Source organism: Mesorhizobium sp. M2C.T.Ca.TU.002.02.1.1 (genome assembly GCF_003997225.1).
In genome coordinates, this window is record NZ_RZTO01000116.1 from 1 (window position 1) to 11,041 (window position 11,041).

Consider the following 11,041-nt stretch of genomic DNA (forward strand, 5'->3'; position numbering starts at 1 on the left):
GTGTTGACGAGGTAGGCCGAAGGCTGCATCAGCGCCAGGCGACGACCGGACAAAAGGTGGAACGTCGCCGGCGTCGAGGGACAATTGACCGAGATGATGTCCATGCGGGCCAGCATCTGGTCGAGGCTTTCCCAATAGGTCGCCTCCAACTCCTCCTCGACGGCCGGCAGCACGCGGTGCCGGTTGTGATAGTGGATCGACAGGCCGAAGGCCTTGGCCCGCCTGGCGACCGCCGTGCCGATGCGGCCCATGCCGACGATGCCGAGCCGCTTGCCCCAGATGCGCCGGCCGAGCATCCAGGTCGGCGACCAGCCGGCCCATTTCTTCTCGCCGGTCAGCACATTGGCGCCTTCGGCGAGCCTGCGCGGCACGGCGAGCATCAGCGCCATGGTCATGTCGGCGGTGTCTTCGGTGAGCACATTCGGCGTGTTGGTGACGGTGATGCCCTTCTTGGCGGCCGCCGCGACATCGATCTTGTCGACGCCGTTGCCGAAATTCGCGATCAGCTTGAGGTTTTCGCCGGCCTGGGCGATCAGCGCGGCGTCGATATGGTCGGTGATGGTGGGGACCAGCACATCGGCTTCCTTGACCGCCGCGACCAGCTCGGGCTGCGTCATCGGCCGGTCCTCGACATTCAGCCTTGCGTCGAACAGCTCGCGCATGCGCGTTTCGACCGGATCGGGCAGCTTGCGCGTGATGACGACGAGGGGCCGTTTTTTGCCTGCCATTTTATCCCCGAAGCTTCCTGGATCAGGATGACGTCTCGTTGAATCGTCATCCTGATCCTACTCTTTTTTGGAGCATGATCTTTTCCGAAAACCGATTCCCACTTTTCGGGATCATGCTCTCGAAACCGATCTCGTTGAGACCTCTTTAACCAAGACCGGCGAAACTTGTAGCCAGTCGCGGCATCAGCCCACTCCTGTAACAAGCGGTGCCGCCGAAGACAAAGAAAAAGGGGCGCCCGTCCCGACGGACCGGCGCCGAAAGGAACGAAAGTGTCTGGTTTCGCGTCGCTTCGCCTGGCCTTCAGCGCGGCCATTCTCGGCGCCCTGCTTTGCGCGCCGCAGGCTTTGGCGCAAAGCGCGGCAGCACCCGCCCAAACCATAACGCTCGGGCCGAGTGGCCTGCCGCTGCCGCGCTTCGTCAGCCTGAAGCCGGCCCGCGTCAATTCGCGCGTCGGGCCCGGCGCCAATTATTCCGTCAACTGGATGTACCTGAAGGCCGGCCTGCCGATGGAAGTCATCCAGGAATTCGACACCTGGCGCCGCGTGCGCGATGCCGACGGATCGGAGGGCTGGATCAATCAGTCGCTGCTCTCAGGCCGCCGCACCGTGATCGTCGCGCCCTGGCAGCGCGGCAAGGGCGGGCGAATCAACCTGCTCGACGAACCCGACAAGGATGCTGGTGTCGTCGCCATCATCGAGCCGGGCGTGATCGGCTCGATCAAGAAATGCGACGGCCAGTGGTGCGAGATGACCTTCGACGGCCACACCGGCTGGATGGCGCAGTCACAGGTGTGGGGCGCCTATCCCGGCGAGAAGGTCAAGAACTAGGCTGTGCCGATATTCAGGGTGAGGCCGGCCTGCGAATGCCGGCTTCCCGCGCTTCCGGGGCTCACGTACTTCAAATACGCTCCGTTCCGGTTCTCGGAACCCGCCATTCTCGACACGGCCTGACCTGAATCTCAACACGCCCTAACGGACGGCGTCGCTGCGGTCGCGGCCGATACGGCCGAGATGCGTATCCTGAAAACCGGTGGGCAGCTTGAGGCCGTAGCCGAGGGCACGGTCGACGGCGATGTGCGCGATCCAGATCAGCGCTACGGCGGTCGTGACCCGGCCGGCGAGCAACGCGCCCGCAAGCAGGAGGACGAGCGGGGCAATCAGGATATGCAAGGCGTTGTAGGTAGCGGCGCCGAAGGGTGGCCCGGCGAGGTAGCCCAGCATCGACAGGTCCGGCGCAAGGATGAGCAGCGCAAACAGCCACCAGGAAAAGCCGGATATTGCGTAGCAAACGACAGCCAACGCGGCGACGGTGACCCATTCAAACCGGACAATCAGGTCGACCGGGCGCATGGAAGACGGATCAATCGCAGCGTTTGGGACGCAGTCTAACCACGATGTCGACGTTGGCGATCTCCATGCCCTCAGGCGGCGCCGGCAGGTTGGAGACGGTTACCGGTCCGCTTTCGATATCGAAAATGCGGTTCTCGCCTTCGATGTAGAAGTGGTGGTGATCGGACGTGTTGGTATCGAAATAGGTTTTCGACCCCTCGACCGCCAGGATGCGCAGCAGGCCGGCCTGGGTGAACTGGTGAAGCGCGTTGTAGACCGTCGCCAGCGAGACCGGCACGCCGGCGGCGATCGCCTCCTCGTGCAGTTCCTCGGCCGAAAGGTGGCGGTCGCCCTTGGCGAAAAGCAGATCGGCGAGCGCAATACGCTGACGCGTCGGCCTCAGGCCGGCTTCGCGAACCCGCTTGTCCACAGCGACATTTTCCTTCCGGTAGCCCGAATCCATCTCTTCGCGTCGAAAGCTTGAGGCCCAGCCCATCAACAGGTCCAGAATGGCAAAAAGACGTCAAATGCCAAAACCGGACATCCTCCGACATATATTCTGTAGTCCGAATGCGATCAATAGCGCGCATTGACCCGGGCAGGCGCACGGGTTAAGCGCAAACGCCGGTTTCCGGCCGCAAACAGAGTGTGTTAGGAAACCAACGACAAGGGCGCGCTGCCGCCCGCGAAGATCACGGGGACGGAAATTTGATGGCGGATCAAAAGTCCAGCTACGATTACGAGGAACTGCTCGCCTGCGCCCGCGGCGACCTGTTCGGGCCGGGCAATGCCCAGTTGCCCTACCCGCCGATGCTGATGTTCGACCGCATCACCGAGATCAGCGAGACCGGCGGCGCTTTCGACAAGGGCTTCATCCGCGCCGAATTCGACATCAAGCCGGATCTGTGGTTCTTCGCCTGCCACTTCATCGGCAATCCGATCATGCCCGGCTGCCTCGGCCTCGACGCCATGTGGCAGTTGACCGGTTTCTATCTCGGCTGGCTGGGCGAACCCGGCAAGGGCATGGCGCTTTCGACCGGCGAGGTGAAGTTCAAGGGCATGGTGACGCCGTCGGTGAAGAAGGTCGAATACGGCGTCGACTTCAAGCGTGTGATGCGGGGCCGGCTGGTGCTTGGCATCGCCGATGGCTGGCTCAAGGCGGATGGCGAACCCATATACGCGGCTACGGATCTGAAGGTCGGTCTTTCCAAGCAGTCGGCCGCCTGACGGTTTTTCGCCACGGCGTCCGCGTAGCCGATGGACGCCACGTCAGTTTATTTGCGTATGATCACAAGCGAAAACCGGCTAGGTTTTTCGCCTGAATACGCCGGAAGGAGTTGCGAATGAGACGGGTCGTAGTGACAGGGCTCGGCATTGTGTCGTCGATCGGCAACAATGCCAACGAGGTGCAGAGCTCGCTTTACGATGCCAAATCCGGCATCAGCTTTTCCAATTCCTTCGCCGAACACGGCTTCCGCTGCCAGGTCTGGGGCGCACCGACGCTCGATCCCACCCCGATGATCGACCGCCGCGCCATGCGTTTCCTGAGCCAGGGCGCGGCCTGGAACCACGTCGCCATGGACCAGGCGATCGCCGATGCCGGGCTCGGTGAAAGCGACATCACCAATGACCGGACCGGCATCGTGATGGGCTCCGGCGGTCCTTCGACCCGGACCATCGTCGAAGCGGCCGAAACCACGATCAAGAACAACAGCCCGAAGCGTATCGGCCCGTTCGCCGTGCCGAAGGCCATGTCGTCGACCGCCTCGGCCACCCTGGCGACGTGGTTCAAGATCCACGGCGTCAACTATTCGATCTCGTCGGCCTGCTCGACCTCGGCGCATTGCATAGGCAATGCCTATGAGCTCATCCAATGGGGCAAGCAGGACGTGATGTTCGCCGGCGGCCACGAGGACCTCGACTGGACGATGTCGGACTTGTTCGACGCCATGGGCGCCATGTCGTCGAAGTTCAACGACAAGGCGTCGACCGCTTCGCGCGCCTACGACGTCAACCGCGACGGGTTCGTCATCGCCGGCGGCGCCGGCGTGCTGGTGCTGGAGGAACTGGAGCACGCCAAGGCGCGAGGCGCCAAGATCTATGCCGAGATCGTCGGCTATGGCGCGACATCCGACGGCTACGACATGGTCGCGCCTTCGGGCGAAGGCGCTATCCGCTGCATGCGGCAGGCACTGTCCACGGTGTCGTCGCCGGTCGACTACATCAACACCCACGGCACCTCGACGCCGGTCGGCGATTCCAAGGAAATGGGCGCCATTCGCGAGGTGTTCGGCGACAAGATGCCCTATATCACCTCGACCAAGTCGCTCACCGGCCATTCGCTGGGGGCCGCCGGCGTGCAGGAATCGATCTACTCGATCCTGATGATGCAGGGCGGCTTCATCGGCGAGAGCGCCCATATCGAGGAGCTCGATCCGGAATTCGAGGGCATGCCGATCGTGCGCAAGCGTATCGACAACGCCAGGATCGACACCGTCCTGTCCAACTCCTTCGGTTTTGGTGGCACCAACGCAACGCTGATTTTCCAGCGCTATTCCGCATAGAGCCGGCGTTTTTATAAGGATTGCCTTTTATGGACGGGTTGATGAAGGGCAAGCGCGGGCTTGTCATGGGTGTCGCCAACGACCATTCGATTGCCTGGGGCATCGCCAAGAAGCTGTCGGAACATGGGGCGGAGCTCGCCTTCACCTACCAGGGCGACGCCTTCGGGCGGCGGGTCAAGCCGCTGGCCGAGAAGCTGGGAGCCTCGCTGATCGTGCCTTGCGACGTCGAGGACAGCGCCTCGGTCACCGCGACCTTCGAGACCCTCGGCAAGGCCTGGGGCGGGCTGGATTTCGTGGTCCACGCCATCGGCTTTTCCGACAAGAACGAGCTGAAGGGCCTCTACGCCGACACCAGCCGCGACAATTTCGTGCGCACCATGGTGATCTCCTGCTACTCCTTCACCGAGATCGCCCGCAACGCCGCCGCGCTGATGGGCAATGGCGGCTCGATGATCACGCTCACCTATGCCGGCTCGGTCAGGGTGATGCCGAACTACAACGTCATGGGCGTCGCCAAGGCCGGGCTGGAGGCCAGCGTGCGCTACCTCGCCAACGACTACGGCCCGCGCGGCATCAGGGTGAACGGCATCTCGGCCGGGCCGGTGCGGACGCTGGCCGGCTCCGGCGTGTCCGATGCCCGCCACATGTTCTCCTACCAGCAACGCAATTCGCCTTTGCGGCGCACCGTGACCATCGACGAAGTCGGCGGCTCGGCGCTCTACCTGCTCTCCGACCTGTCGTCGGGCGTCACCGGCGAAATCCATTATGTGGATTCCGGCTATCACATCGTTTCGATGCCGGCACTGGAGGAATTGAAGCAGACCGACGGCTAGATCGTGATGGCGTTTCGTTGAATCGCCATTACGATCCAACTCTTTGTGGGAGCACGATCCTTCTCCGAAAATCGGTTCCCACTTTTCGGGATCATGCTCTCGCGCATTTCACCGTTTCATGGAAACGGCGAAACGCGCTATGTCTTTGTTTTACGCAATTCCGGACGGAAAACCGCTCACACTTTTCCTGGAATTGCTCTGGCGCGAATAGTTTGCGGCCGCGATAGTAGCGTTCCAGTAAAATTGCATGCATCGGCGGAAACTCATTTTAAGGAGATGTCCGCTATAAGGGCCCGTAATCTAGGGACCGTGCATGCCTGCAGTCAGCAATCCCAAACGGACTCCGCTGTTCCGGCTGATCACCATCGCCAGCTCGGGCATGGGCAGTTTCATCCTTGGACTATGGGGGCTGCGGTTCGGCTTCGGCGACGGCATGGCCGGCATACCCGCCGAAACGATGGCCGGCGTCATCGCCGCGCTCTGCGCTCTAGCCGCCGGCGGTGCCGCGCTGTCGTTCTTCGCGGGCGTCGATGAATCGGTGGCCTATGTCTTCAAGGAAACCCATTTCGACAAGCTGACCGGCCTGCTGGCGCGTCAGGCGATGGTCGGCAAGATAGCCGAGGCCGCCTCCGGGACGATCCGAACCGGCGAGCCGATGTTCCTGATCGACATCGATATCGACCGCTTCAAGCAGATCAACGACGCCATCGGCTACAGCCAGGGCGACGAACTGATCCGCGCCTTCACCAGCAGGCTGAAGGAGGTTATGCCGAAGAACGCGGTGATCGGGCGCATCGGCGCCGGCGAATTCGGCGTGCTGCTGCCGGACCGCGACATCAGGGGTTCGATCGAACGGCTCATCGAGAAGCTCATCAACGAGATGATGGAGCCCTATCAGCTGCAGAGCCATCTGCAGTCGGTCAGCCTGTCGGTCGGCATCGTGGCGATGCCGAAGGACGGCGTCGACCCGGTCCTGATCCTGCGCCGCTCGAACCTTGCGCTGCAGAACGCGCGCGCCAGCGGCATCGGCAACTGGTCCGTCTTCCACGCCGATATGGGCCGCGTGGCGGATTATCGGCAGTGGATCGAGTCGGAGCTGAAGACCGCCTTCGACCGCGGCGACTTCAGCCTTCACTACCAGCCGCAGCTCAACCTGCCGAGCGGCCGCGTCGTCGGCTATGAGGCGCTGATCCGCTGGAAGCATCCGGAGCGCGGCATGATCCCGCCGATGGAGTTCATTCCGATCGCCGAGGAAACCGGCATGATCAACCCGATCGGCGAGTGGGTGCTGCGCAAGGCCTGCAGCGACGCCCGGTACCTGCCGCAGGACTGTTTCGTCGCCGTCAACATCTCGCCTGTCCAGTTCATGACCAGGGATTTCGTCGGCATCGTGCGGGACGTGATGGAATCGACCGGCATCAAGCCGTCGCGGCTGGAGCTCGAGGTCACCGAAACGGCGATGATGCAGGATCGCGACCGCGCCGCGGCGATCCTGGAGCAGCTTGCCGAGATGGGAATCTCGGTGGCCGTCGACGATTTCGGCACCGGCTATTCCAATTTGAGCTACCTGATCGATTTCTCCTTCGGCAAGCTGAAAATCGACCGTTCCTTCGTCAGCCGCATCGACACCGACTCCAGCTCCGGCGCGATCGTTTCGACCATTGTCGGCCTGTCGCGGGCGCTGGGCGTCGGCATCATCGCCGAGGGTGTGGAGACCGAGAACCAGGCCACCCTGCTTCGGGCTGCCGGCTGCGAGGTTGTGCAGGGCTATCTATTCGGCCGGCCGGCGCCGCTCAAGATCGAGCTCGGCGAAGCCCGGCCCGCTTTCGGCACGCATGAGCCGGCCCGCATCGTCAGCGTGCAGTAAGCGCCTCGCTTTTTCCGGACGGAAAACCGCTTCACACTTTTCCTGGAATTGCTTTTTCCTGGCGCAATTCCGGACAGAAGACCACTCACACTTTTCCTGGAATTGCTTTTTCCTGGCGCAATTCCGGGCGGAAAACCGCTCGCACTTTTCCTGGAATTGCTTTAGCGGCGCGCCGAAAACACCTTGAACATGCCGTCGCGGGCAATCTCGGCATGGCTGGAAAAGGCCGCCGAGAGCACCTGCTCGTAAGGAAGCTGGCGGTTGGCGACCATGAACAGGCGGCCGCCCGGTTTCAGCGCCTTCGACGCCGCGCGGATCATGCCCGCGCCGATTCCGGGTTCGGCGGCGCGGCCGCTGTGAAAAGGCGGATTCATGACGATCGCGTCGTAACGCCGTTCGACCGCCTCGGCGAGCAGATCGGTCCAGAAGAAGCGTGGCTCGATGACGCCATGGACGTTGAGCCTGGCTGCCTCCAAGGCTTCGAAATCCGCTTCGTAGAGGTCGAGCGCGGTGAGGCTTTGCGAACGCTGCAGGACTTCCACCGCCAGATAACCCCAGCCGGCGCAGAAATCGGCGACATTGCCTTTGAGATCGTCAGGCAGGCTCGCGGCCAGCAGTTTCGAACCGGCATCGATCCGATCGAAGGAGAACATGCCAGGCTTGGTCTTGAAGCCGCCTTCGACGACAAGATCGGGGTTGCCGTCGCGCAGCGTCGCGGACGCCTCCGCGCCGGCCCGCCGGAACCAGAAAGCAACGCCGTGATGCTTCGGCAGATGGTCCTCGAGCGGCGCCAGCGCGTCGATCCGCTTGCGCAGGCTGTCGATGCCGTCGTCCTTGCTGCCGGCAACGACGACACGCGCGCCCGGAGCGATGCGCTCGACCGCTTCGGCGATGCGTAACTCATTTTGCCCGCGATGCCGGCCGGCGAGCACGAGAGCGATGTCGTAGCCCTCGCCCTCCGCCCGTGGCGTGACCGTGTGGCCGGACGCCTGCAAGGCGCGAAAATGTGACCTGAAACCCTGCACGAGATGCAGCGCCGCCTCGAAGCCGGCAGGCAGACGGAAGCCCGGCTCGGCGCCGAGAAAAAGCACGCGGGCACCCTTCCCGGGCAGCGGCAGCGCCTCGGCCTCGAACGGGTAGAACAGCGTCTTCAGCGGCTCCGCGGCCATCCATCAGCTCCGTAGAACTCTTTGTCGTGCCCTGAAACAAAACGGGCGCGACCTTGCGGCGCGCCCGTCTTAAACTATCCAGCCAAACCGATCAGGCGGCGTCTTCCTCGCCTTCGGCCTTCTTCTTCTCCTGGACGATTTCCTTGCCGGTCGCCTGGTCGACGACCTTCATCGACAGGCGGACCTTGCCGCGCTCGTCGAAGCCCATCAGCTTGACCCAAACCTTGTCGCCTTCCTTGACGACGTCGGAGGTCTTGGCGACGCGCTCATTGGCGAGCTGCGAGATGTGGACGAGACCATCGCGCGGGCCGAAGAAGTTGACGAACGCGCCGAAGTCGGCCGTCTTGACGACGGTGCCTTCGTAGATCTCGCCGACTTCCGGCTCGGCGACGATGGTGTGGATCCACTTCTTCGCCGCCTCGATCTCCTTGGCGTTCGCCGAAGCGATCTTGACCGTGCCGTCGTCCTCGATGTTGATCTTGGCGCCGGTCTTCTCGACGATCTCGCGGATCACCTTGCCGCCGGAACCGATGACGTCGCGGATCTTGTCGGTCGGGATGTGCATGACCTCGATGCGCGGCGCGAACTCGCCGAGCTCGGCGCGGGCGCCGGAGATCGCATGCGCCATCTCACCCAGGATATGCAGGCGGCCGTCCTTGGCCTGGGCCAGCGCGATGCCCATGATCTCCTCGGTGATGCCATCGATCTTGATGTCCATCTGCAGCGAGGTGACGCCATTGGCGGTGCCGGCGACCTTGAAATCCATGTCGCCGAGATGATCCTCGTCGCCCAGGATGTCGGAGAGCACCGCGAAGCGCTCGCCTTCCTTGATCAGGCCCATGGCGATGCCGGCCACCGGCTTTGCCAGCGGCACGCCCGCATCCATCAGCGCCAGCGAGGTGCCGCAGACGGTCGCCATCGACGACGAGCCGTTGGATTCGGTGATCTCCGAAACGATGCGCAGCGTGTAGGGGAACTGCTCCGCCGAAGGCAGCATCGGATGGATGGCGCGCCAGGCAAGCTTGCCGTGGCCGATCTCACGGCGGCCCGGCGAGCCCATGCGGCCGGTCTCGCCGACCGAGTAGGGCGGGAAGTTATAGTGGAGAAGGAACTTCTCCTTGTACATGCCCGTCAACGAATCGACGAACTGCTCGTCCTCGCCGGTACCGAGCGTGGCGACGACCAGCGCCTGGGTCTCGCCGCGGGTGAACAGCGCCGAACCGTGGGTGCGCGGCAGGACGCCGACTTCGGAGACGATCTTGCGCACGGTCTTGAGATCGCGGCCGTCGATGCGCGAGCCGGTGTCGAGGATGTTCCAGCGCACGACCTTGGCCTGGAGCTCCTTGAAGACGCTGCCGATCTGCTCGGAAGTGTACTTGGCTTCCTCGCCTTCGGCCGGAGCGAACGCGGCCTTGACCTTGGCCTTGACGGCGTCGACCGCGGCATAGCGCGACTGCTTGTCGGTGATCTTGTAGGCGTCGCGAAGCTCATCGCCGACGACCTTCAGCATCTCGGCTTCGAGCGCGGAGTAATCCGGCGCGGTGAAGTCGCGCGGCTCCTTGGCGGCGACCTCGGCCAGCTTGATGATCGCCTCGATCACCGGCTGGAAGCTCTTGTGGCCGAACATGACGGCGCCGAGCATCAGGTCCTCGGAGAGTTCCTTGGCCTCGGACTCGACCATCAGCACGGCATCGCCGGTGCCGGCGACGACGAGGTCGAGCTTGGATTCTTCCATTTCGTCGATATGCGGGTTGAGGACATATTCGCCGTTGATGAAGCCGACGCGGGCGCCGCCGATCGGGCCCATGAAGGGCACGCCCGAAAGCGTGAGCGCGGCGGAGGTGGCGACGATCGACAGGATGTCGGGATCGTTCTCGAGATCATGCTGGACGACGGTGACGACGATCTGGGTGTCGTTCTTGTAGCCGTCGGCGAAAAGCGGGCGGATCGGGCGGTCGATCAGGCGGGAAACCAGCGTTTCCTTCTCGCTCGGACGGCCCTCGCGCTTGAAATAGCCGCCCGGGATCTTGCCGGCGGCGTAAGTCTTTTCCTGATAGTTGACGGTCAGCGGGAAGAAATCGAGGCCGGGCTTCGGCTCCTTCATCGAGACGACGGTGGCCAGAACGACGGTCTCGCCATAGGTGGCGAGCACCGCGCCGTCAGCCTGGCGCGCGATCTTGCCGGTTTCCAGGATGAGCGGACGACCGCCCCATTCGATTTCCACTTTGTGTTGATTGAACATATCTTGTCCTTCATATGCGGAAAGGGCCGCGCCGTCCTAGCGGTCACGGGTTCTCCCTTTCCTGGCTTCCTTCGGGCAGCCACGGGCAAGACAACGGGATGCTCGATCAAGTCCGGCTCCCAAGCCGAGCGAGCATCCTGCAATCCTGCCCCATGACCGTCCATGGGCGGCTCCGGATAGCCCTCTGCAGTCCGGAACCCGGTTGGCCAACTGGTTGGCCGGTTGGCCAACTGGTCGGCCGACCTTGCGCTTGACGCCGGAAACCGCTGCTTCCGGAACGCGCCATGCGCGTAGAAGAATTCCTTTTTC

At 63.2% G+C, this 11,041-nt stretch carries 10 protein-coding genes; 5 read left to right on the forward strand and 5 right to left on the reverse strand.

Going from position 1 to position 11,041, the window contains the following annotated elements; genetic code table 11:
- The coding region (locus tag EOD07_RS08940) for a D-glycerate dehydrogenase (protein ID WP_164772135.1) at positions 1 to 728 on the reverse strand (728 nt) is incomplete at its 3' end.
- Between the two features lie 270 nt (positions 729 to 998).
- On the opposite strand from EOD07_RS08940, the gene EOD07_RS08945 reads away from it, so the two are divergent.
- Positions 999 to 1,556 carry an SH3 domain-containing protein gene (locus tag EOD07_RS08945; RefSeq protein WP_127235160.1) on the forward strand — a complete coding sequence of 186 codons (558 nt, stop codon included), beginning with the start codon at positions 999 to 1,001 and terminating at the stop codon, positions 1,554 to 1,556.
- Positions 1,557 to 1,697: 141 nt separating this feature from the next.
- On the opposite strand, the gene EOD07_RS08950 is transcribed toward EOD07_RS08945, so the two are convergent.
- Together EOD07_RS08950 and irrA are read right to left on the reverse strand one after the other, a co-directional pair.
- On the reverse strand, positions 1,698 to 2,078 hold the full coding sequence (locus EOD07_RS08950; RefSeq protein ID WP_127235161.1) for a DUF4260 domain-containing protein: 381 nt from the start codon (positions 2,076 to 2,078) through the stop codon (positions 1,698 to 1,700).
- Between the two features lie 10 nt (positions 2,079 to 2,088).
- A complete protein-coding gene (irrA, locus tag EOD07_RS08955; RefSeq protein WP_040985923.1) occupies positions 2,089 to 2,520 on the reverse strand; it encodes an iron response transcriptional regulator IrrA in 432 nt (143 codons plus the stop codon).
- Positions 2,521 to 2,768: 248 nt separating this feature from the next.
- On the opposite strand from irrA, the gene fabA reads away from it, so the two are divergent.
- The 4 genes from fabA to EOD07_RS08975 all read left to right on the forward strand — a co-directional run bounded on the left by fabA (position 2,769) and on the right by EOD07_RS08975 (position 7,321).
- Positions 2,769 to 3,284, forward strand: a complete 516-nt coding sequence (fabA, locus tag EOD07_RS08960) for a 3-hydroxyacyl-[acyl-carrier-protein] dehydratase FabA (RefSeq protein ID WP_040985924.1) — start codon at positions 2,769 to 2,771, stop codon at positions 3,282 to 3,284.
- Between the two features lie 116 nt (positions 3,285 to 3,400).
- Entirely contained in the window at positions 3,401 to 4,621 is a 1,221-nt protein-coding gene (gene fabB / locus EOD07_RS08965) for a beta-ketoacyl-ACP synthase I (RefSeq protein WP_127235162.1), read from the forward strand.
- Between the two features lie 29 nt (positions 4,622 to 4,650).
- Complete coding sequence (gene fabI / locus EOD07_RS08970; protein WP_127235163.1) at positions 4,651 to 5,454, forward strand: enoyl-ACP reductase FabI; 804 nt, start codon at positions 4,651 to 4,653, stop codon at positions 5,452 to 5,454.
- 313 nt (positions 5,455 to 5,767) lie between these two features.
- The gene (locus tag EOD07_RS08975) at positions 5,768 to 7,321 is read left to right on the forward strand and encodes a bifunctional diguanylate cyclase/phosphodiesterase (RefSeq protein ID WP_127235164.1); all 1,554 of its coding nucleotides are present in this window, start codon (positions 5,768 to 5,770) and stop codon (positions 7,319 to 7,321) included.
- Positions 7,322 to 7,482: 161 nt separating this feature from the next.
- Here EOD07_RS08975 and EOD07_RS08980 read toward each other — a convergent pair whose 3' ends face one another.
- Complete coding sequence (locus tag EOD07_RS08980) at positions 7,483 to 8,490, reverse strand: class I SAM-dependent methyltransferase (protein WP_127235165.1); 1,008 nt, start codon at positions 8,488 to 8,490, stop codon at positions 7,483 to 7,485.
- 91 nt (positions 8,491 to 8,581) lie between these two features.
- Positions 8,582 to 10,732 carry a polyribonucleotide nucleotidyltransferase gene (pnp, locus tag EOD07_RS08985; protein WP_127235166.1) on the reverse strand — a complete coding sequence of 717 codons (2,151 nt, stop codon included), beginning with the start codon at positions 10,730 to 10,732 and terminating at the stop codon, positions 8,582 to 8,584.
- Positions 10,733 to 11,041: the final 309 nt, after the last annotated feature.